Source organism: Pseudonocardia benzenivorans CB1190, from assembly GCF_000196675.2.
GTDB lineage: Bacteria > Actinomycetota > Actinomycetes > Mycobacteriales > Pseudonocardiaceae > Pseudonocardia > Pseudonocardia benzenivorans.
The window spans coordinates 1,001,784-1,023,084 of record NC_015312.1 but is presented as its reverse complement, the minus strand read 5'-3'; the positions used below and the strand labels follow the sequence as shown (position 1 = coordinate 1,023,084).

The 21,301-nt window shown below is 73.6% G+C and carries 19 protein-coding genes; 10 read left to right on the top strand and 9 right to left on the bottom strand.

Annotated features, from left to right (window positions below):
• Positions 1 to 759, bottom strand: a complete 759-nt coding sequence (locus PSED_RS04935) for a DUF4245 domain-containing protein (RefSeq protein WP_013673153.1) — start codon at positions 757 to 759, stop codon at positions 1 to 3.
• A 92-nt stretch (positions 760 to 851) separates the two neighbouring features.
• Here PSED_RS04935 and glpX point away from each other — a divergent pair, with 92 nt between their 5' ends.
• From glpX to PSED_RS04910, 5 genes are all read left to right on the top strand, one after another.
• A complete protein-coding gene (gene glpX, locus PSED_RS04930; protein WP_013673152.1) occupies positions 852 to 1,880 on the top strand; it encodes a class II fructose-bisphosphatase in 1,029 nt (342 codons plus the stop codon).
• Between the two features lie 279 nt (positions 1,881 to 2,159).
• Positions 2,160 to 2,798 (top strand): L,D-transpeptidase, encoded by a 639-nt coding sequence (locus tag PSED_RS04925; RefSeq protein ID WP_013673151.1) that lies wholly within the window; start codon positions 2,160 to 2,162, stop codon positions 2,796 to 2,798.
• Between the two features lie 105 nt (positions 2,799 to 2,903).
• On the top strand, positions 2,904 to 4,304 hold the full coding sequence (locus PSED_RS04920; protein WP_013673150.1) for a class II fumarate hydratase: 1,401 nt from the start codon (positions 2,904 to 2,906) through the stop codon (positions 4,302 to 4,304).
• Positions 4,305 to 4,401: 97 nt separating this feature from the next.
• Positions 4,402 to 5,592, top strand: coding sequence for an EAL domain-containing protein (locus PSED_RS04915; RefSeq protein ID WP_013673149.1), 1,191 nt, complete (start codon positions 4,402 to 4,404; stop codon positions 5,590 to 5,592).
• A gap of 76 nt (positions 5,593 to 5,668) precedes the next feature.
• Positions 5,669 to 7,210 (top strand): ATP-dependent DNA ligase, encoded by a 1,542-nt coding sequence (locus tag PSED_RS04910; protein ID WP_013673148.1) that lies wholly within the window; start codon positions 5,669 to 5,671, stop codon positions 7,208 to 7,210.
• Positions 7,211 to 7,240: 30 nt separating this feature from the next.
• Here the strand turns inward: PSED_RS04910 and PSED_RS04905 are convergent, their stop codons facing one another.
• Complete coding sequence (locus tag PSED_RS04905) at positions 7,241 to 8,275, bottom strand: ketopantoate reductase family protein (RefSeq protein WP_013673147.1); 1,035 nt, start codon at positions 8,273 to 8,275, stop codon at positions 7,241 to 7,243.
• A 126-nt stretch (positions 8,276 to 8,401) separates the two neighbouring features.
• Between PSED_RS04905 and PSED_RS04900 the strand changes: the two genes are divergently transcribed.
• Positions 8,402 to 9,853, top strand: a complete 1,452-nt coding sequence (locus PSED_RS04900) for a GuaB1 family IMP dehydrogenase-related protein (RefSeq protein ID WP_013673146.1) — start codon at positions 8,402 to 8,404, stop codon at positions 9,851 to 9,853.
• A 173-nt stretch (positions 9,854 to 10,026) separates the two neighbouring features.
• Here the strand turns inward: PSED_RS04900 and phoH2 are convergent, their stop codons facing one another.
• Together phoH2 and PSED_RS04890 are read right to left on the bottom strand one after the other, a co-directional pair.
• Entirely contained in the window at positions 10,027 to 11,310 is a 1,284-nt protein-coding gene (gene phoH2, locus PSED_RS04895) for an RNA 5'-3' helicase PhoH2 (RefSeq protein WP_041760469.1), read from the bottom strand.
• 372 nt (positions 11,311 to 11,682) lie between these two features.
• Positions 11,683 to 12,969, bottom strand: coding sequence for a hypothetical protein (locus PSED_RS04890; RefSeq protein ID WP_013673144.1), 1,287 nt, complete (start codon positions 12,967 to 12,969; stop codon positions 11,683 to 11,685).
• Positions 12,970 to 13,314: 345 nt separating this feature from the next.
• Here PSED_RS04890 and PSED_RS04885 point away from each other — a divergent pair, with 345 nt between their 5' ends.
• Positions 13,315 to 13,695, top strand: a complete 381-nt coding sequence (locus tag PSED_RS04885) for a hypothetical protein (protein WP_013673143.1) — start codon at positions 13,315 to 13,317, stop codon at positions 13,693 to 13,695.
• 271 nt (positions 13,696 to 13,966) lie between these two features.
• Complete coding sequence (locus tag PSED_RS04880; RefSeq protein WP_013673142.1) at positions 13,967 to 14,323, top strand: hypothetical protein; 357 nt, start codon at positions 13,967 to 13,969, stop codon at positions 14,321 to 14,323.
• 138 nt (positions 14,324 to 14,461) lie between these two features.
• On the opposite strand, the gene PSED_RS04875 is transcribed toward PSED_RS04880, so the two are convergent.
• A complete protein-coding gene (locus tag PSED_RS04875) occupies positions 14,462 to 15,223 on the bottom strand; it encodes an isoprenyl transferase (protein WP_083845087.1) in 762 nt (253 codons plus the stop codon).
• A 128-nt stretch (positions 15,224 to 15,351) separates the two neighbouring features.
• Between PSED_RS04875 and trhA the strand changes: the two genes are divergently transcribed.
• A complete protein-coding gene (trhA, locus tag PSED_RS04870; RefSeq protein WP_013673140.1) occupies positions 15,352 to 16,035 on the top strand; it encodes a PAQR family membrane homeostasis protein TrhA in 684 nt (227 codons plus the stop codon).
• A 19-nt stretch (positions 16,036 to 16,054) separates the two neighbouring features.
• On the opposite strand, the gene PSED_RS04865 is transcribed toward trhA, so the two are convergent.
• The 3 genes from PSED_RS04865 to PSED_RS04855 all read right to left on the bottom strand — a co-directional run bounded on the left by PSED_RS04865 (position 16,055) and on the right by PSED_RS04855 (position 19,180).
• A complete protein-coding gene (locus tag PSED_RS04865; protein ID WP_013673139.1) occupies positions 16,055 to 16,666 on the bottom strand; it encodes a hypothetical protein in 612 nt (203 codons plus the stop codon).
• 132 nt (positions 16,667 to 16,798) lie between these two features.
• Positions 16,799 to 18,814 carry a thioredoxin domain-containing protein gene (locus tag PSED_RS04860; RefSeq protein WP_013673138.1) on the bottom strand — a complete coding sequence of 672 codons (2,016 nt, stop codon included), beginning with the start codon at positions 18,812 to 18,814 and terminating at the stop codon, positions 16,799 to 16,801.
• Positions 18,815 to 18,856: 42 nt separating this feature from the next.
• Positions 18,857 to 19,180, bottom strand: coding sequence for a hypothetical protein (locus tag PSED_RS04855; RefSeq protein ID WP_013673137.1), 324 nt, complete (start codon positions 19,178 to 19,180; stop codon positions 18,857 to 18,859).
• Positions 19,181 to 19,379: 199 nt separating this feature from the next.
• On the opposite strand from PSED_RS04855, the gene PSED_RS04850 reads away from it, so the two are divergent.
• Entirely contained in the window at positions 19,380 to 19,997 is a 618-nt protein-coding gene (locus PSED_RS04850) for a hypothetical protein (protein WP_013673136.1), read from the top strand.
• A 7-nt stretch (positions 19,998 to 20,004) separates the two neighbouring features.
• Here PSED_RS04850 and mca read toward each other — a convergent pair whose 3' ends face one another.
• Positions 20,005 to 20,937 carry a mycothiol conjugate amidase Mca gene (gene mca, locus PSED_RS04845; RefSeq protein ID WP_013673135.1) on the bottom strand — a complete coding sequence of 311 codons (933 nt, stop codon included), beginning with the start codon at positions 20,935 to 20,937 and terminating at the stop codon, positions 20,005 to 20,007.
• Positions 20,938 to 21,301: the final 364 nt, after the last annotated feature.

Below are 21,301 nucleotides of genomic sequence, written 5' to 3'. Positions count from 1 at the left end.
TCAGGACGGTGCGCTGCCGACCGGGAGCACCGTCCCGTCGACGGCGGCCTGCGCGAGCGCGCGGAAGTCCGGCTCCGGCGCGCTGCCCGTGAGCAGCAGCGACGACCGCGGGGTCGAGGGCAGCTGCGCCACCCACATCGCCTCCGACCGCGGTCCGACGCGGTAGACAACCCAGGTCAGGCTGGCCGCGTCGACGGTGCCGGTGGCCGTCTGCGGACCGCCCGCCTGCGCCGCGACGAGGTTCTCCTCGGTCGCGTCGCTCTGCACGAGCCGCACGTAGGAGCCGCCCTCGGTGAGGTAGCCGACGGTGACGGCACGGCCGCCACCGACCACCGGCCCGTCGTCGGCCGAGTTGGCCGTCCAGCCCGGCGGCAGCTGCGGGACGTGCAGCGCGAACGGGGTGTGCAGCGCGGCCTCCTGCAGCTGCGCGGCGGAGTCGACGGTCGGTGCCGAACCGGGCGCGACCGTCGGGCCGCCCGGGCTGAACGAGCAGGACCGGGTGAATAGCAGCGACACGACGATGATCAGCCCGATCGCGAGCAGCATCTCGCGCACCCTGGGCAACCCGCGGGCGGGCTTCGCCGGGCCCTCCCCGGGTTGCTCCGCGGGCGCTTCCGAGCCCTTCCCCGGATCCTCGGCGGGCGCCGCCGAGCCGTGCCCGGGGTCCTCCGCGGGCGCCGTGGAGCCGTGCGCGTCGGGCCGGTCGCCGGCGTCGGGGGCCGGGGCGGGCTGCGGATCGGGTCGAGGGGTACCGCTCACGTTGCCATCGTCTCAGGCGTCGGACGGCGCGGCGCAGTGCGTCGATCTGCGAGGATCGAGGCGGCACACCCCTGACCCCTGGAGGCGCCCCGATGTCCACCGACCAGCGTCAGCGACCCGACCGCAACCTCGCGATGGAGCTCGTCCGCGTCACCGAGGCGGCGGCGATGGCCGCGGGCCGGTGGGTGGGCCGCGGCGACAAGAACGGCGGCGACGGCGCGGCGGTCGACGCGATGCGGCAGCTGATCGGCACGGTCTCGATGCGGGGCATCGTCGTCATCGGCGAGGGCGAGAAGGACGAGGCGCCCATGCTGTTCAACGGCGAGGAGGTCGGCAACGGCGAGGGGCCGTGGTGCGACGTCGCGGTCGACCCGATCGACGGCACCACCCTGATGGCCAAGGGCATGCCCAACGCGCTGGCGGTGCTCGCCGTCGCCGAGCGCGACGCGATGTTCGACCCCTCCGCCGTCTTCTACATGGAGAAGATCGCCGTCGGACCGGAGGCCGCCGACGTCATCGACATCACCGCGCCCGTCGGCGAGAACATCCGCCGCGTCGCGCAGGCCAAGGGGTACGACGTCGCCGAGGTCACCGTCTGCATCCTCGACCGGCCGCGGCACGCCGAGATCGTCGAGCAGGTGCGGGCCACCGGCGCCCGCATCAACTTCATCTCCGACGGCGACGTCGCCGGCGCCATCTCCGCCGCGCGCCCGAACACCGGCGTCGACATGCTGTACGGCATCGGCGGGACCCCGGAGGGGATCATCGCCGCGGCCGCGCTGAAGTGCATGGGCGGCGCGATCCAGGGTCGGCTCTGGCCGTCCGACGACGCCGAGCGCGAGCGGGCCGTCGCCGCGGGTCACGACCTCGGCCGGGTGCTCACCACCGACGACCTCGTCCGCGGCGACAACGTCTTCTTCTGCGCAACCGGCGTCACGAACGGCGACCTGCTCAAGGGCGTGCAGTACGGGGCGGGCGGCTGCACCACGCAGTCGATCGTCATGCGCTCGAAGTCGGGCACCGTCCGGATGATCGACGGCTACCACCGGCTCACCAAGCTGCGGGAGTACTCGTCGATCGACTTCGACGTGCGCCCCAGCGAGGCCCCGCCCCTGCCCTGACCCCGGGCCCGACGTCCCGGCACACCGCGACGCACCGGGACGTCGACCTGCGACCTGCGCCGCGGTTGGTCGGCGCCACCGTGCGTGACCTCCGGCCGACCCCGTCGTGCGCAGGGCCGGTCACCCGGCGGCGGGCCCGACCCGGTCGTGAGCGGACCGCGAGACCGGGAGGCACCTCGCTGCAGCCGTGACCGAATCGTGAACATTCCACCACCCGAACGGGGCTGGTGGGGCGCGTGTGACGCGCCGATCCTTCGATGATCGCGATGGGGGGTACGGATGCGCGCGATTCGGGCACTTGCTGTCGTCCTCGGCCTGGCCCTGATCGGCGGCTGCGCCCATGCCGGCGCCACGCCGTCGGCCTTCCCGGGCGAGGTGCCGGCCGTCCGGACCGCGCCGGCCGCCGCCGCGCCGCCGGAACAGCCGGCTCAGGTGCCCGCCGCGCCGCCGACGACCACCCCGGCTCCGGCGACGACGGCGACGACCGCGGCAACGACCGCGGCCCCGGTCACGACGGCCCCGCGGACCGCGCCGCCGAGGACCGCGGTCGTGGCCGGGCTCGCGGCGGGCACGCCCTGCAAGGCGACCGTCGCGGCCTGCGTCCAGCTCTCGACGAAGAAGGCCTGGCTGGTCCGCGACGGAAAGGCCGTCTACGGGCCCGTCCCGATCACCAGCGGCCGTCCGGGCTGGCGCACGCCGCCGGGCACGTTCGCGGTGACGTTCAAGAACATCAACCACAAGAGCAGCCTGTTCAACAACGCCCCGATGCCCTACTCCGTGTTCTTCAACGGCGGCATCGCCTTCCACCAGGGCAGCCTGTCCGTGCAGTCGCACGGCTGCATCCACCTGTCCAAGGCCGCGGCGCAGACGTTCTTCTCGTCGTTGAGCAAGGGGTCCGTCGTCCAGGTCGTTGCGTGATCTTGTGAGTCGCCTGACCGTGTGAGTCGCCTGACCGTGTGAGTCGTGGCCCGGTGGTGGCCGTCTCGTCGCGGGGCGGGCCGGCCGGGGAGAACACTGGGGGCCATGAGCGACGGCGGGGACGGGTTCCGGATCGAGCACGACACCATGGGCGAGGTGCGGGTGCCCGCCGACGCGCTGTGGCGTGCCCAGACCCAACGCGCCGTCGAGAACTTCCCCATCTCCGGGCGCGGCCTCGAACGCGCCCAGATCCGGGCGCTCGGCCTGGTCAAGGCGGCCGCGGCGCGCGTGAACGGGCGGATCGGCGTCCTGCCGGAGGAGATCGCCGCGGCCATCGCCGGCGCTGCCGACGAGGTCGCGGCCGGCGACCACGACGCGCACTTCCCCGTCGACGTCTTCCAGACGGGCTCGGGCACGTCGTCGAACATGAACGCCAACGAGGTCATCGCCACGCTGGCCTCCCGAGCAGGTCTCGACGTGCACCCGAACGACCACGTCAACGCGTCGCAGTCGTCGAACGACGTCTTCCCGACGACGATCCACGTGGCGGCCACCGAGGCGCTCGCCGAGGACGTCGTCCCCGCGCTCGAACACCTCGCCGCCTCGCTGCGGCGGCGCAGCGCCGACTGGGCCGACGTCGTCAAGGCGGGGCGCACCCACCTCATGGACGCCGTGCCGATCACCCTCGGTCAGGAGGCCGGCGGCTGGGCGACGCAGGCGGAGAACGGTGCCGCCCGGGTCCGTGACGTGCTGCCGCGCCTCGCGCAGCTGCCGATCGGCGGCACGGCCGTCGGCACCGGGTTGAACGCGCCGGACGGCTTCGCGGCGGGTGTCGTCGAGGAGCTGCGCGCGGCGACCGGGCTCGACGTCCTGTCCGAGGCCGCCGATCACATCGAGGCCCAGGGCTCGCGCGACGCGCTGGTCGAGGCGTCGGGTGCGCTGCGGACGGTCGCCGTCTCGTTGTACAAGATCGCCAACGACCTGCGCTGGCTCTCCTCGGGCCCGCGCACCGGGCTGGCCGAGATCCACCTGCCGGACCTGCAGCCGGGCAGCTCGATCATGCCGGGCAAGGTCAACCCGGTGATCTGCGAGGCGACGATGATGGTCGCGGCCCAGGTCATCGGGAACGACGCGACGGTCGCGTTCTCCGGCAGCCAGGGCAACCTCGAGCTCAACGTGATGATGCCGGTGATGGCGCGCAACGTCCTGGAGTCCGCACGGCTGCTCTCGGCGGTCGCCCGGCTGTTGGCCGACAAGGTCGTCGACGGCGCCGAGGCGGACGTCGAACGCACCCGTGAGTACGCCGAGTCGTCGCCGTCGATCGTCACACCGCTGAACAAGTACCTCGGCTACGAGGAGGCCGCGTCGATCGCGAAGCAGTCGCTCAGCGAACGCCGCACGATCCGCGAGGTCGTCCTGGAACGTGGCCACGTCGACGCCGGAAAACTCACGCTCGCCCAGCTCGACGAGGCGCTCGACGTCCTGGCCATGACGCGCCCCCACTGACGACCCCGTTCGTTCACCCGGCCGTCGCCCGGCGGCCGCTTTCGCGTGACAAGTTGTGACCGCTCCCCCGAGTCCGTTCACCCCTGGCAGGCATGCGATGGACGTGCACGAACGGTTCGCCTTCGAACCGATCTTCAACCTGCGCACCTCCCGCGTCGTCGGCTTCGAGGTGCAGCCACGGCACGAACGCGACCGGATCGGCTCGCGGGCCGCCGGTACCGTCTGGGGCACCCGGCAGGTCGTCGAGCTCGACGCCGCGGTGGCCCTCGCGTCCCTGGCCTTCGCCACCGACGCCGACGCGTCGGTCCCGCTGCACGTCGACGTGCTCGCCGACACCGTCGTCGCGTCCCGCCGACGGTTGCGCGGCATGCTCGACGGCCTCGCCGAGCGTGGTCGCGCCGTTCCGCCGGTGGTTCTGGAGGTCGGCCCGCCCGCGTCGGCCGCGCCGACCGCGGCGCTGGTCGACGCGCTGCGCGAGCTGCGGTCCTGGGGCTTCCGGATCGCCCTGGACGCGGCCGGCGGGTTCGGCCTCGACGTCGTCGCCGCAGCACGGCCCGACCTGGTCAAGCTCGACCCGCACATCGTCGCCGGGCTCGGGCACAGCTCACTGGCCTCGACGGTCGCGCACGCGCTCGTCGAGGTCGCCGGGGCGGCGGCCGCACGGGTCGTCGCGACCGGCGTCACCGAGCCCGGGCAGCTCACTGCGCTCGGCGGGCTGGGCGTGACCCTCGCGCAGGGCCCGCTGCTGGCCACGCCGCGCAGGCGGGCATCGACCTCCGGGGTGACGCTGCCGGTCGATCTCGCGCTCGCGGGCGTCGTCGCGGGCGGGGCCGTCGATGCGTCGCCGGGGTCCGACGGCGCAGCCGTGGCGACGCGGCACCGGCCGACCGCTGTCCGCGACCTCGCCCAGGCCGCGGTCACGTTGCCCGACACCGCGACCGCCGACGACGCCCGACGCGTGTTCGCCGACCACCCGCACGCGGGGGGCGTCGTCCTCGTCGACCCGCGCCGCGTCCCGACGTGCCACCTGGACCGAAACCGGTTCATGCTCGCGATCTCCGGCCCGTACGGCCGGGCGCTCTACGCGGCCCGTCCCGCGGCGACCTTGGGCGACCGGCCGCGCGTGCTCGACGAACACACCCCGACCGGGGAGGCGCTGCGCGCCGGTCTGTCCGGCGACCCCGCGCGCAGCTACGACGACGTCGTCCTCGTCGCCGCCGACGGAACCTGCACCGGCGTGGTGCGGATCGCCGACATGCTGCGGACGGCGACGGTGGCCGCGGCGTAGAGCCGGGCCGGTGAAAGTGCCACCCACGACCCGGGATCGGTGAGAAGTTGTCGGGGCGCGCTGCGAGACTGGCCCGGTGCTGCTCGCCGAGGTCGTGACGACGTCCGCCGCGGTCGCCGCCACCCGCTCCCGCAAGGAGAAGGCCGCGGCGATCGCGGCCCTCCTGCGCGCCGCGCACGCCGACGGCGTCGTCGAGCCGGCGGCGTCCTGGCTCTCCGGGGAGGCGCGGCAGGGCCGCATCGGTACCGGCTGGCGCACCCTGCAGGCGGCGGCCACCGAGCCCGCCGCGGAGCCGACGCTCACGGTCGCGGAGGTCGACGCGACGTTCACCGAGCTCGCCGGCACGGCGGGCGCAGGTTCCGCGCGGCGGCGCAAGGAGCTGCTCGCCGCCCTGTTCGGCGCCGCGACCGAGCCCGAGCAGGCGTTCCTCGCCCGGCTCGTCGGGGGCGAACTGCGCCACGGCGCGCTCGAGGGCGTCATGCTCGACGCGATCGCCGTCGCGGCCGACGTCCCGCCGGCCTCGGTCAGGCGCGCGTTCATGCTGTCGGGCAGGCTCCCCGAGACGGCGGCCACGGCCCTCACGGGCGGGATCGCGGCCCTCGACGCGGTGACGTTGCAGGTCGGCGTGCCGGTGCGGCCGATGCTGGCGGCCCCGGGCGACTCGCTGGACGCGGCGCTCGACAGCCTCGGGGCCGAGGTCACCGTCGAGTTCAAGCTCGACGGCGCCCGGATCCAGGTGCACCGCGACGGCGACGAGGTGCGGGTGTGGACGCGCAGCCTGCGCGAGATCACCGCGGCCGTGCCGGAGCTCGTCGAGCAGGTCCGCGCGCTGCCCTGCCGCACCGCGGTGCTCGACGGCGAGACCCTCGCGCTCGACGACGACGGCCGCCCCCGCGCGTTCCAGGACACGATGTCGCGCTTCGGTTCCGACGGATCCGAGGCCGACGACGCGCCGCGGCTGCTCAGCCCCTTCTTCTTCGATCTCCTGCATCTCGACGGCGCCGACCTGCTCGACGCGCCGCTCGAGCAGCGCCTCGACGCGCTGGCCGGGCTGCTCGCCGCCGACGCGCACGCGCACCTCCGGATGCCGGGTGTGCGCAGGCCCGATCCGGAGCAGGCCGCGCAGGTCCTCGACGACGCGTTGACCGCCGGGCACGAGGGGGTCGTCGTCAAGTCGCTGGCTGCGCCGTACGCGGCGGGACGCCGTGGCAAGACCTGGCAGAAGGTCAAACCGGTGCACACGCTCGACCTCGTCGTCCTCGGCGCGGAGTGGGGCTACGGGCGGCGGACCGGGAGACTGTCGAACATCCACCTCGGCGCCCGCGACCCCGACGGCGGCGAGCCGATCATGGTCGGCAAGACCTTCAAGGGGATGACCGACGAGCTGCTCGCCTGGCAGACCGCGACGTTCCCCGGGTACGCGCGCGAACAGGACGGGCACGCCGTGCTGATGCGGCCCGAGCTCGTCGTCGAGATCGCGCTCGACGGGGCGCAGCGCAGCGTCCGCTATCCGGGCGGGGTGGCGCTGCGGTTCGCCCGGGTGCTGCGCTACCGGCCCGACAAGACCGCCGCCGAGGCCGACACGATCGACGCGGTCCGCGCGCTCCTCGCGCCGTGAGCCGGGCCGCGCCGGGGCCGACGCTGCCGGTCAGAGCATCGCGAGCGGCGCGGCCATGCCCGAGTAGCCCAGCAGCTCGGCGATGTCGCTCATCGGGAGCGACCGGGGCCGCACGCCCTGTCTCGCGACGGTCGCGATCCGGGTCTGCACGGCCTCGTTGAGCGGGGCGCGCAGCCCGTGGAGCCGCGCGAGGAGAGCGATCTCGCCGTAGAGGTAGTCGCCCTCGGCACCGCGGCCACGGGCGAGGCTCTGCCACGTCGACGATCCGCCGCGCCTGGCGCCCGGCACGTCGACGGTCTCGAACGACGCGCGGTCGAGCGCGTCGGGGACCGTCGGGGCGTGCGGGTCGAGCCCGGCGGCCTGCAGGACGGTCGTCGCCTCCTCGACCAGCTCGTCGCCGAGCCGGTTGCGCAACCGGCTGCGGCGGTAGAGGGCGTCGAGGTTCCAGTAGAGGTTGCCGAGGAGCTTGCCCGCCTTCCAACGGGCGATGTCCGGGACGACCTGCACCGCGAAGCCTGCGCTGCGCAGGTCGGCGGCCACCCGCTCGGAGTCGGGCCCGGCACCGGTCGGCGCGTCACCGACGTAGAAGCCGCCCGCGAGCGGGCTCCCCGGGGAGACCACCTCGCCCGGCCGCACGTGCGAGGCCCCGCTCAGCACCACCGTGTCGACGACGCGGGTGAAGCGGCGCAACGCCGTGCGCGCGTTCTCCAGGCCGTTCTGCATGAGGACGACGGGCAGCGTGTCGGCCGCGGCGGTCTCCGCACCGGCCCCGTCGGTGACGGGCTGCCACGCCCACTGGGCGACCGCGGCCTCGGTGTCCTGCGACTTCACCGCGACGACGAGCACGTCGTCGGACCGGAGGGTGACCTCGTCGGGGCCGGCGACGACAGGGAGCCGGAGGGTGCGCGGACCGTCGGGGCGCAGGTAGCGCAGCCCCTTGGCGCGCAACGCCGCCAGGTTCGCGCCGCGGGCGACGAGGACGACGCCGATCTCGGCGAGATGCAGCTGGGCCGCGACGGTGGCGCCCACCGCGCCACCACCGACGACGACGTAGCGCCCGGGCATGTCTCCATCGTGCTCGCGCTGAGTAGTCCGCGCTCATCCGATCGTGGGAGACCCTCGTCACCCCCCGGTCGGCTCAGAACCATGCGGCGCTGACGACCCGGGCCGACCCGCGTAGTTTCGGACCTCGTGCGTTTCCTCGACAGCGGCGGCCCCGCCCCGGCGGGCACCACCGACCTCACCTACGACGACGTCTTCCTGGTGCCTTCCCGGTCGTCGGTCGCGTCCCGGTTCGACGTGGACCTCTCGACCACCGACGGCTCCGGCGCCACCGTGCCCGTCGTCGCGGCCAACATGACCGCGGTCGCCGGCCGCCGGATGGCCGAGACGCTCGCCCGCCGCGGCGCGCTCACCGTCCTGCCCCAGGACGTCGACGCCCAGGCCGTCGCCGGGATCGTCGCGTGGATCAAGTCACGGCACCCGGTCTGGGACACCCCGCTGACCCTGCACACCGACGACGCCGTCGCCGACGCGCTCAACCTCCTGCCCAAGCGTGCGCACGGCACCGTCGTGATCGTCGACGACGGCCACCGGCCCGTCGGGACCGTCGACGAGGCGGCGTGCCACGGTGTCGACCGCTTCACCCGGCTGTCCGACGTGCTCGCCCCCGCACCGGTGACCATGCCGCTCGACACCGCCCCCCGCGAGGTCTTCGACGCCCTCGGCGGGCACGGCGTCGCGCTCGGCCTGGACCCCGACGGTCGCGTCGCGGGCCTGCTCACCGCGCTCGGGGCCGTCCGCGCCGGCATCTACACGCCCACCCTCGACGCCAGGGGCCGGCTGCGCACCGCGGCCGCGATCGGCATCAACGGCGACGTCGGCACCAAGGCGAAGGCCCTGCTGGAGGCCGGCGTCGACGTGCTCGTCGTCGACACCGCGCACGGACACCAGGAGAAGATGCTCGACGCCCTGCGCGCCGTCCGCCGGGCCGTCACCGAGTCCGGGACCACGGTGCCGGTCGTCGCGGGCAACGTGGTCACCGCCTCCGGCGTGGCCGACCTCGCCGAGGCCGGGGCGGACATCGTCAAGGTCGGCGTCGGGCCCGGCGCCATGTGCACCACCCGGATGATGACGGGCGTCGGGCGCCCGCAGTTCTCGGCCGTCGCCGAGTGCGCCGCGGCCGGACGCGACCACGGCGTGCGCATCTGGGCCGACGGCGGCGTCCGCCATCCCCGCGACGTCGCGCTCGCCCTCGCCGCAGGCGCCTCCGCCGCGATGATCGGCTCCTGGCTCGCCGGCACTTACGAGTCCCCCGGCGACCTCCTGCGCGACGAGGCCGGCCGGCCCTACAAGGAGTCGTTCGGGATGGCGTCGAAGCGGGCCGTCAGCGCCCGCACCCGTGGCGACGGGGACTTCGACCGCGCGCGCAAGTCACTGTTCGAGGAGGGGATCTCCAGCTCCCGGCAGCTGCTCGACCCCGCCCGGCCCGGGGTGGAGGACGTCCTGGACGCGATCTGCTCGGGTGTCCGCAGCGCCTGCACCTACGCGGGCGCCCGCACCCTCGCCGAGCTGCACGACAACGCGGTCCTCGGCGTGCAGACCGTCGCCGGCTTCGCGGAGGGAACGCCCCACGGCCTGTGACCCCGCCGTCGGAGTGCTCCTGCGTGGCGGGCCCCCTGCTGCAGGAACGGCACTTTCCCGCAACTGGGTTGCGGGAAAGTGCCGTTCCTGCACATCGGCCACGCCATCAGCCGACCACACCCGAGGCAGCCCGCCTTCCGGCAGGCCGCCCGGGCGGGGTCAGGCCGGCGAGGTCAGGCCGCGGGGCCCTCCAGCATCTCCGTCACCAGCGCGGCGATGGGACTGCGCTCGCTGCGGGTGAGCGTGATGTGGGCGAAGAGCGGGTGGCCCTTCAGCTTCTCGATCACCGCGGCGACGCCGTCGTGCCGGCCGACGCGCAGGTTGTCGCGCTGCGCGACGTCATGCGTGAGTACCACCCGGGAGGCGGTGCCGAGCCGGGAGAGCACCGTGAGCAGGACGTTGCGCTCCAGCGACTGCGCCTCGTCGACGATCACGAAGCTGTCGTGCAGCGAGCGGCCGCGGATGTGGGTCAACGGGAGCACCTCGAGCATCCCCCGCGCGAGCACCTCGTCCATCACGTCCTGGCTGACCAGCGCGCCGAGCGTGTCGAAGACGGCCTGCGCCCAGGGCGCCATCTTCTCGCTCTCGCTGCCCGGCAGGTACCCGAGCTCCTGGCCGCCGACGGCGTAGAGCGGCCGGAACACCACGACCTTGCGGTGCTGCTGACGCTCCAGCACCGCCTCCAGCCCGGCGCAGAGCGCCAGTGCCGACTTCCCCGTCCCGGCGCGCCCGCCCAGCGACACGATTCCCACCTCGGGATCGAGCAGCAGGTCGAGGGCGACGCGCTGTTCGGCGGAGCGTCCGTGCAGCCCGAACGCCTCGCGGTCGCCGCGCACGAGCTTCACCCGCTTGTCGGCAGTGACCCGTCCGAGTGCCGCACCCGACCCGCCGAGCAGCCGCAGGCCCGTGTTGCAGGGCAGATCGCGGGCGGTGTCGTGGTCGATGCTGCCGTCGCGGAAGAGGGCGTCGACCTCCTCCTGGCTGACGTCGAGGTCGGCCATCCCCGTGAACCCGGAGCTGACGACGTCCTGGGCGTGGTACTCGTCGGCCGGCAGACCGACCGCGGCGGCCTTGACCCGCAACGGCATGTCCTTGGTGACGAGCACGATCTCCCGGGTGCCGGCGGCCTCGGCCTGCAGGTTCAGCGCGCAGGCGAGGATCCGGCTGTCGTTGCTGTCGGTGCGGAACCCGGCCGGCAGGACGCTCGGGTCGGTGTGGTTGAGCTCGACGTGCAGGGTGCCGCCCGCGGTCCCGACCGGGATCGGGGCGTCGAGACGGCCGTGCGTGATGCGCAGCTCGTCGAGCTGGCGCAGCGCCGTACGCGCGAACCACCCGAGCTCGGGGTGGTTGCGCTTGCCTTCGAGCTCAGAGATCACCACCAGCGGCAGGACGACGTCGTGCTCGTCGAACCGGGTCAGCGACCACGGGTCGGACAGCAGCACGGACGTGTCGAGCACGTAGCAGCGGGACGGAGTGCCAGACGGTGCGTCGTTGCTCTCCGGAACGAAGGCGTTGCGACGGTCGGTCACGGGTGCTCCTTGTGGGCGCGGCACCACGCCCAACTCTCTGGTGGGCCGGCCGGCCCCTGACGGGACACTCGACGACCTGCTGCTCGTCGCCCAGCGCCCGTGAGGGCCGGGTGCCGGCCCCCTCGGGTGCAACACACCACGACCAGGGCCTCCCCGGACGGTCCGCATCGGGTGCGTACCGTCGCCATGAACGCTACTAGCGGTCACCCGGGTGCGGTCAACAGCAACGCCGCGTGGCGAAGAACGCCTGTCGTCAGATTTAACAGTTCGGCCTACCGCTCGTCGCTCTGCGCTCACCGTTCAGCTGGGCGTTTCGGGTACTTCCGCCGGGGTGGGCCCGGACGGTTCGCACCCGGGCGGACCAACGGCCGATGGACCGGACGCCGCAGCCGCCCGCAGCTGCGCCGGCGCGAGAGGCTCGTCGAACAGCGTCCGGTACCGGGCGACGCGGTCGGGGGCACCGTCGAGCCACTCCCGGACGAGCGCCTCACCCTCGACGTAGGTCGTCGTGTAGCCGCGCCAGCGCGGATCGGTGACGAACCGCAGGATCCGACGAGCCCTGCCGTCCGGCACGAGCAACCATCGACGCAGGTGGGCGGCAGCGTCGTCGACGTCTCCGCCGCGGTCGTGCAGCAGCAGCGCGGCGTCCTGGCGCACCGGGGCGAGCTCGCGCAGGGCGTCCTCGACCGCCTCGGCCAGTGGACCGTCGCACCGCACGCCCACGTCGGCGAGGACCTCGGCGACCCACGGCCCCCAGCCCGGACCGCCGACGACACCGCCGACGACGGCGAGCCCCGCGTCGGCGGCCCCCTCGGTGACGAGGCTGTGCGGCGACGGGGTGACGACGAGCCCGCGCTCGGGACGGTCGGACCGGCGCACGCCGCGGACCAGGCAGTGTTCGGTGTGGTGGCCGGGGTACGCCTCGTGGGCGACGAGCCCCGCGAGCTGCGCGGCGCGCAGCCCGGCGTCGGCACTGACCGTGACGCGCGACCGCAGGCCGCCGAGATGCGTCGTGAGCCCGGACCACGATCTGTCGACGGCGAGCTCGACCTCGACGTGCTCGTCGACGGGCAGTCCGATCCGCGCCCGGGTGCGCTCGCGCAGCGCCGCGAGCAGGGCGTCGACCGCGGCCCGGAGCCGCTCGCGGGGGACGCGCTCGCGCTCCCGGAAGGCCGTGAGGCGCTGGGGCAGCGTGCCCGGGCCCGGCAGGAGCTCGTCGAGGCGACGATGGGCTGCGCGGTAGCGGTCCTCGTCCGGACGGACGCCCGCGAGGTCGACGTCGAAGCAGGCCGCGACCTCCTCGACGAACCCGACGGGCTCGCCCGCGAGCCGGCGGGCGAGGCACTCCAGGGCCCGGAGCTGGGCCGCGAGGAAGCCGGTCCGGGTGGGTCCGAGCGCGGTGTCGGCCAGCTCGGCGCGCAGTCGTCGGGCGGTGCGGGCGAGCGCGGCGGGCACGGGGGCGGGCCCGTCGGCCGCGTACCGGCGGAGCGCCGGGTCACCGGTCCAGGTGTCGACGATGCCCGGGGCGAGCCGGTCGAGCCGCAGGGCGAGCAACACGTAGTCACGGGGGACCAGGCTCGGCGGCACCGCAGAACCGTACGCGCCCCCGACAGGTGATGCCGAGCCCGACGCGTGACACCGGGAACTACACAGCGTGCACCCGCGAAAGGATACTGATCCATTCAGGTGGAACGGAGTCACTTTCCGTAGACCAAGATGAGGTCGGACTGCGTGATGGCCTCACCGAACTACACACGATCGAGTGCGTAACTAAACGTAAAGTACCGGCTTCACACGATGGTGGTACGGAAGTTGGTGTATGGGGAGGTGGCCGATAGCTTTCTCAGCAGTCAGCGCGGGCTCCCCGGTCGGGCGCTGGCACGGACGGCGTCGGCTTTCAGTCGGCACCAGAAGACCAACAGGAGATAAAAAGTGCTGAAGAAGGCTGGAATCGTCGCGGCCACCGCCACCGCCGGTCTGCTCGCGGTCAGCCCGCTCGCCTTCGCCGGCGACGCCGGCTGGGGCGGCCACCACCACGGTGGCGCCGACCAGGTGAACTCCAACAAGGAGATCCACCAGGGCCTCGTCAACGTCTCCGACAACAACATCAACGTTCCGGTCACCGCCTGCGGCAACGACATCCCGGTCAACGTCCTGGGCGTGCAGGTCTCCGACGTCACCGCCGACCTGACCGGCGCCCTGGGCCTGCTCGGCCCGGCCGGGGCCAAGTCGGTCGCCGACCAGTCGCAGGACCGCAGCTGCGCCGTCGCGGCCGCCGCGGGCAACGACAAGTCGCAGTCGAACGACGACTGATCTCGGTTCATCCCGAGCTCACGGAACGGCCCCGGACGATGTCCGGGGCCGTTCTTCGTGTAGGCGACGAATACGCAACGCCGGAGTTTGCACCCGATCGGGTGCGTAACTTTCTGCGCGGCGCCGTCAACTACACGATAGGGGGACGCAGTTTGGTTCCGACTGATCCGCCCGATAGATTTTCCTCAGCCAGCACGGCTCCCCCGTCAGGTGCTGGCACGTTGAAGGAAACGGCTTCCCGCCGGTTCCCGATGACCAACAGGAGAGAACTGTGCTGAAGAAGGCTGGAATCATCGCGGCCACCGCCACCGCGGGTCTGCTCGCGGTCTCCCCGCTCGCCTTCGCGACCGAGGGGCACCACGGCGACCAGGTCAACTCCAACAAGGAGCTGCACCAGGGCCTCGTCAACGTCTCGGACAACAACGTCAACGTGCCGGTGACGGCGTGTGGCAACAACGTCCCGGTGAACGTGCTCGGTGTCCAGGTCTCCGACCTGACCGCCGACCTGACCGGCGCCCTGGGCCTGGCCGCCCCGACCGAGGCCAAGTCGGCCGCCGACCAGTCGCAGGACCGCTCCTGCGACGTTGCCGCCGCCGCGGGCAGCGACAAGTCGCAGTCGAACGACTGAGCTCTTTCGCTCAGCGCCTGACGCGAGGCAGCGCCGGACCTTCGGGTCCGGCGCTGTTTTCGTGTTCGCGGAGACACGTGCGGAGAAGCGTCACGGCGCAGACCGCCGCGCTCGCGAACCTGCGCTCCGGACCCGCGGTCAGGAGCCGAAACGACGGTGCCTCGCCGCGTAGTCGCGCAGCGCGCGCAGGAAGTCGACACGACGGAACTCCGGCCAGTAGGCCTCACAGAACCAGAACTCCGAGTGCGCCGACTGCCACAGCAGGAAGCCCGAGAGCCGCTGCTCCCCCGAGGTCCGGATGATCAGGTCGGGATCCGGCTGGCCCGAGGTGTAGAGGTGGGCGGCGATGTGGTCGACGTCGAGGACGTCGGCCAGCTCCTCGATGCTCGTGCCGGACTCCGCGTGCTGGAGCAGCAGCTTGCGCACCGCGTCGGCGATCTCCTGACGGCCCCCGTAGCCGACCGCGACGTTGACCTGCAGCCCGCTGCGCCCCACCGTCCGCGACGTCGCCGCCGAGAGCCGCGACGCGATCTCCTCGGGCAGCAGCTCCAGCGCGCCGACGACCCGCAGCTGCCACGGCCGGCCCGGCCCGGCCAGCTCGTCGACGACGTCGGCGATGATCTCCAGCAGGGGTTCGAGCTCGTCCGCGGCCCGGGTGAGGTTGTCGGTCGAGAGCAGGAACAGCGTCACGACCTCGACGTCGGCCTCACGGCACCACTCGAGCAGATCGCCGATCTTGGCCGCACCCACCCGGTGCCCGTCGTTGACGTCGACGAGCCCAGCGTCGCGCGCCCAACGGCGGTTCCCGTCGAGCATCAGGGCGACGTGACGGGGCCGCTCCGCGGTCTCCAGCCGCCGCGTCAGGCTGCGCTCGTAGATCGAGTAGAGGAGGTCGCGCACGCCCACGGGCGCTGAGCCTACGCGCGCCGGGGCCCGCTGTGGCGCCGTGGCCCACCGTGACGATGCGGCGGTCGGTGTTCACGTCCGGGGCACGCCCCCGTCATCGGGGCTGCCGTAACCTTGGCCGGGTGACACTCGGGAGCCTCGCCCAGCCACCGGCGCGCCCGTTGGTCAAGCCGCGAATGCGGGGCTGGCTGCACCTGTGGTCGTTCGCGGTGTCGATCCTCGCGGCAGCGGTGCTCATCTCGGTGGCCGCGGCGTCGGTCGGCGCGGCTGCGGCGGTGGCGACGGCCGTCTACAGCGTCACGATCCTCGGACTGTTCGGCGTCAGCGCCCTGTACCACCGCCGGACATGGACGACCACCCGGTCCCGGATGATCATGAAGCGGCTCGACCACTCCATGATCTTCCTGTTCATCGCGGGAACGTACACGCCGGTCTCCGTGCTGGCGATGGACGCCGCGACGGCGCGCTGGGTGCTCTTCACCGTCTGGGGCGGGGCACTGGCCGGCGTGGTGCTCAAGATGGCGTGGCCGGCCGCCCCGTCGTGGCTGGCGGTGCCCGTCTACGTCGCGCTGGGCTGGGTCGCGGTGTTCGTGTTCCCCCAGATGCTGCACAACGGCGGCGTCGCCGCGTTCGTGCTGCTCATCGCGGGCGGCGTGCTGTACACGATCGGCGCGATCTTCTACGCGACCAAGCGCCCCAACCCGTGGCCCGCGACGTTCGGCTACCACGAGTTCTTCCACGCCGCGACGGTCCTCGCCGCGGCGTGCCACTACGTCGCGATCTGGCTGGTGCTGTTCCCGGGCTGACCGTCCCCGGCGTCCGCGCTCAGCTGCCCTCGCCCGTCGGGCCCTGGGCGCGCAGCTCGTCGACCTTGGCCATCGCGTCGCGCAGGTCGCCCAGCCACTCCTCGGCGTGCTCCCCGACCAGGCGCACGGCCCAGGCCAGCGCGTCGGACCGCGACCGGGCGACGCCGGAGTCGACCAGCGTGTCCAGCACGATCCGCTCGGGCTGGCGCAGCCGCGTCATCACCGGGACCGACGCGGTCGTGAAGAGCTCCACGACGTCGCCGATCCGGGCGCCCCACGCGACCTTGCGCTGGTAGCGGTGCTCGGCCTGGCGCGCGATGTCGATCCGCTCGTCGCGGGTCTGCTCACGGAACCGGGAGATGCGGCCCGAGATCGCGGCGGCCCGCTCGGCGCGACCGGCCTCGGTGTCGGCGAACTCGCCGTCCAGCGGCGGGAGCTCGCCGACGATGACGATCTCCTCGCGGTCGACCGTGACGTCCGGGTTGCCGACGAACCAGCCGTCGGGCAGCCGGCCCGACAGCCAGGCGGCCGCGTCGTCGGTGCTCGGCAGGTCGGCCTGCTGCCAGCCGCCGCGCCCCGGTCCACGCCCCCGGCCTCCGCCGTGCCATCCGCGATGCATGCGTCCCGACATGACGTCCTCCTCTGCCGCGTTACATCGATTACGAGATTACACAGCAACACGGCACGCGGCCATGCGTTCGCCGACGGCGGACGCCGACCGGCCCGGGCCGGACAGCGCGATGTCAGGTCGGGCAGCGCGATGTCAGGTCGACAGCAGCGCCACCAGCTCGTCGGTCGTCGTCACCGGCCGGTCGCACACGAACCCGCGACAGACGTAGGCGGCCGCGGCGTCGTCGACCAGCGGGCGATCGGCCAGCAGCGGCACCCCGGGCGCGTCCGGCTCGCCCCCGACGACGACGGTGCCGCCCGTCGCCGCCTCCCGCGCGGCCGACACGAGCGCCTCGCGGGCCGTCGGCGAGCTCCCGACGACCGCGACCTGCAACGGCCCGGCCACGGCCGCCTCCGCAGCGGTCAGCCAATGCCCGGCGAAGCGCGGGTGCCGCTGCGCGAGCGTGCCCGCCGACGCGAGGGCCGCCTCCGCGGCGTCGCGGTAGCGGCCCGCGTCGTCGGGCCCCGCGAGGACCGACGCCGTCACCAACGCGTCGGCCAGCGCGGACGCCCCGCACGGCGAGGCGTTGTCGGTGATCTCGCGCGGCCGGTGCAGGAGCTGCTCGGCGTCGTCGGCGGTGTCGAAGAAGGCACCGGGGGCGTCGGGGTCGGCGAAGTGCGCGAGCGCGAGGTCGAGCAGGTCGAGCCCCGCGCGCAGCCGGGCCGCGTCGCCGGTGGCCTGGTGCAGCGCGAGCAGCCCGGCGGCGAGCAGGGCGTGGTCCTCCAGCACCCCCGCTGCGACACCGACCGCACCCGCGCGCGACGACCGTCGCAACCGCCCGTCGACGACGTGCAACCGCAGCAGGAGATCCGCAGCCTCCCCGGCGGCGACGACCCACTCCGGCCGACCCAGCGCGGCACCCGCCTCGGCCAGCGCGACGATCGCCATCCCGTTCCACGACGTGACGACCTTGTCGTCGCGCGCGGGTTGCGGTCGCGCCGCACGCGCCGCGAGCAGCCGGGACCGGACGTCGGCCCAGCGCTCCGGATCGGCCGGGTCGGCGAGCAGCTGGAGGGTCGACATGCCGTGCTCGAACGTCCCGCCGTCGGTGACGGTGAGCAGCTCGGCGGCCCACGCGCCGTCGGCGTCGCCGAGCGCCTCGCGCAGCTGCGCGGGCGTCCACGCGTAGGTGAGACCTTCCACGCCCTCGGTGTCGGCGTCGAGCGCGGAGGCGAACCCGCCCTCGGGTGTGCGCAGGTCACGCAGCAGGAACGCCGCGGTCTCCTCGGCGACCCGGCGGGCCAGTGCCGAACCGGTGCGCCGGGCGAGGTGGGCGTACGCGCGCAGCAGCAGGGCGTTGTCGTAGAGCATCTTCTCGAAGTGCGGCACGACCCAGCCGGCGTCGACGCTGTAGCGGGCGAAACCGCCGGCGAGCTGGTCGTACATGCCGCCGCGCGCCATCCGCTCGGCGGTGATCGCGACGAGCTCCAGCGGCCGCGGCGAACCGGTCCGCTCGTGATGGCGCAGCAGGAACTCCAGGGCCATCGACGGCGGGAACTTCGGCGCGCCGCCGAAGCCGCCGTGCTGCGCGTCGAACGCGTCGGCCAGTCCCGCGGCGGCGTCGTCGAGCACCCCCTCGCCGACGACGGCGGGTGGCAGCGCGGCCCGTGCCGTCTCGGCCAGCCGCGCCGCCATGTCCCCCGCGGCCCCCCGGACCCGGTCACGGTCGTCGTTCCAGGCCGTGGTGACGGCGTCGAGCAACTGCCGGAACGACGGCAGGCCGTGCCGCGGCTGCGACGGGTAGTAGGTGCCGCAGTGGAACGGCTCGCCGACCGGGGTGAGGAAGCACGTCATCGGCCAGCCGCCCTGGCCCGTCATGGCCTGGGTGGCGGTCATGTAGACGGCGTCGATGTCCGGCCGCTCCTCGCGGTCGACCTTGATCGCGACGAAGTCCGCGTTGACCTGCGCCGCCGTCGCCGCGTCCTCGAACGACTCGTGGGCCATGACGTGGCACCAGTGGCAGGCCGCGTACCCCACGGACAGCAGGATCGGGACGTCACGACGGGCGGCCTCGGCGAAGGCCTCGTCGGACCACTCCCACCACTCGATGGGGTTGTCGGCGTGCTGGAGCAGGTACGGGCTGGTCGCCGCGGCGAGGCGGTTCGGCATGCCGCGAGCCTGTCAAACTCCCACGGCCCGCGCCCGGTCGGCTCAGTCCTTGCGCGGCTCGGGTGCCTCGGCCGCCGTGCCGTCGCCCGCGGTGGCGTTCTCGCCGGCCGTGTTCTCGCCCGCAGTGTCCTCGGCGTTCTCGTCGTCGTCGAACGACTTCGGCAGCTTCCGCAGCCGCCGCGTCATCGACACGATCAGCAGCACCGTCGCGATGCCCAGCACGATGATGACGACGAGCGCGGTCGGCGAGGCCTCGCCGAACTCCTCGCCCTTGCCGGGAGGCGGCGGGGTGTCGTCCTGCGCAGGGGTGACGATCGCCGCGACCTGGGCCTCGGCGGGGACCACGCCGAGATCGACCAGCAGCACCACACACCTCCGACACCGTCCCGGCGCGCCGGCGCCGACCCCGTGCCGCCGCGCGGCGGCACGCCGGAACCCTACGCACCTGGTCCGACGCGCCGCGGGGCGGGCCTGCACCGGCCCGCCCGCACGGCTGTGGGACGCTCCGCGCAACGATCACCGACGCGTTCCGCGCAGCGATCATCGAACGACGGGAGGGCCCGGCGTGGGCACATCGATGTCGGCGACCCGGCGCTCCCTGCACGGCGTCGCCGAGCTGCTGCTCGCCGGGCCGCAGTACCGCTCGCACGGGACCATCCGGCTGAAGGTGACGCCGGGCGGGTTCGGGCAGGTGGCGGGCTCACTGCGGGTCCAGGGCTCCCACCTCGTCTGGGACGACGACCAGATCCCGCTCTCGGGCAGCATCCGCGATCTCGCGCTGTGGGCGGGCGTCGAGCCCGGCGCGCCGGAGGGCCTGTACAGCGACGGATCGGGTGTCGACGTCGACGAGCACCTCGCGGTCGACCCCGCCGACGCCGACGCCATCGCGTCGTGGTTCGCCGTCGGCGACGCCGCGCTGCGGACGCTCGTCGCCCCCGGCGAGGATCCGGTGCTCTGGCCGGAGCACCTCGACCTGGCCGTCACCGTCGACCGGGTGAACTACGGCGTCTCCGCGGGCGACGCCTCGCTGCCCGAGCCCTACGCGTACGTCGGCCCCTGGGAGCGGCGCGAGGGCGAGTTCTGGAACGCCCCGTTCGGGGCGTTCCGCCCGGCGTCGGACCTCGCCGACCCGGAGGCGCTCTACGAGTTCTTCCGCGCCGGCCGGGCCGCCGCGAACGACTGAGCCCGGCTCAGCCCACGCGCACCGCGTCGGGCGACGGGACGAGGCCCGCGAACAGGTCGTCCTCCGGGGTCGGCGAGTCGACGAACGAGCGGACCAGCTCGTAGTCCTCCGTCGGCCAGACCTCGCTCTGGATCTCCGGCGGCACGAAGAACCAGCGGCTCGTCGGGTCGATCTGGGTGGCGTGGGCCTTCAGCGCCTCGTCGCGGACCGGGAACCACTCGTCGCACCGCACGCGTGTGGTGACCCGCTCGCCCGGGTCCTTGCGGTCGCCGTCCTCCCAGCGCTCGATCCATTCGGCGTAGGGCGACTCGAGCCCGCGGGCCAGCAGTGCCTCGTGGAAGGCGATCATCCGGGCCTTCGAGAACCCGTGCGAGTAGTAGAGCTTGAGCGGCTGCCACGGCTCACCCGCGTCCGGGTAGCGGTCGGGGTCGCCCGCCGCGTCGAACGCCGCCATCGACACCTCGTGGGTGCGGATGTGGTCGGGGTGGGGGTAGCCACCGTTCTCGTCGTAGGTGACGAGCACGTGGGGACGCTCGGCACGGATCAGCCGCACCAGCCGCTCGGTGGCCTCGTCGAGGTCCGCCAGCGCGAAGCAGCCCTCGGGGAGCGGGGGCTTCGGGTCTCCCTCGGGCAGCCCGGAGTCGACGAAGCCCAGCCAGTGGTGGCGGACCCCGAGGATCTCGGCGGCCCGGGCCATCTCGGCCCTGCGCACGGCGGGAAGGTCGGCCGCGATCTCCGGCCGGTCCATCGCGGGGTTGAGGATGCTGCCGCGCTCGCCGCCGGTGCACGTCACGACGGTGACCTCGTGACCCTCGGAGACGTAGCGGGCGGACGACGCCGCCCCCTTGCTCGACTCGTCGTCCGGGTGGGCGTGCACGGTCATCAGCCGGAAGCGCGGTCCGGCCGCCTCGTACTCGCCGTCGATGTCGGGCTGGGTCATGGGTTCGACCGCCGGTCCTTCCGCGTCCGTGGTGTCGCGACGGGAGATCCTCCCGCCCGCGCTGTGCCGATGGTCGCAGACTCCACCGACACTCCTCGCGAGACCCAACGCCGTGGGCGGGCACGCTCTTCCCGGCCGACCGGGCTCGTCGTGGGAGGCGCTCGCGGGGACCCGCCGGGCGGACGCCGCTCGTCGTACCGCCGGGCGTGCGCGGCGCCACCCGGACGGACCCGAATGTTGCCGTCGGCTCGTCGGACATCGACGTTCTACCAGCGGATTCGAGGGTCCCGGGAACTCTTCGGGGCGCCCGGCCGTTCGTCGAATGCAGGCGACTAACGGCAAGCACCGTGTTACGGTGAGGCGC

Bases quoted from the DNA above. Each gene is read 5' to 3' on its own strand.
- PSED_RS04915 (WP_013673149.1), top strand. From the start codon at position 4,402: ATGGACGTGCACGAACGGTTCGCCTTCGAACCGATCTTCAACCTGCGC.
- PSED_RS04925 (WP_013673151.1), top strand. From the start codon at position 2,160: ATGCGCGCGATTCGGGCACTTGCTGTCGTCCTCGGCCTGGCCCTGATC.
- PSED_RS04920 (WP_013673150.1), top strand. From the start codon at position 2,904: ATGAGCGACGGCGGGGACGGGTTCCGGATCGAGCACGACACCATGGGC.
- glpX (WP_013673152.1), top strand. From the start codon at position 852: ATGTCCACCGACCAGCGTCAGCGACCCGACCGCAACCTCGCGATGGAG.
- mca (WP_013673135.1), bottom strand. From the start codon at position 20,937: ATGACCCAGCCCGACATCGACGGCGAGTACGAGGCGGCCGGACCGCGC.
- PSED_RS04865 (WP_013673139.1), bottom strand. From the start codon at position 16,666: ATGTCGGGACGCATGCATCGCGGATGGCACGGCGGAGGCCGGGGGCGT.
- PSED_RS04905 (WP_013673147.1), bottom strand. From the start codon at position 8,275: ATGCCCGGGCGCTACGTCGTCGTCGGTGGTGGCGCGGTGGGCGCCACC.
- PSED_RS04860 (WP_013673138.1), bottom strand. From the start codon at position 18,814: ATGCCGAACCGCCTCGCCGCGGCGACCAGCCCGTACCTGCTCCAGCAC.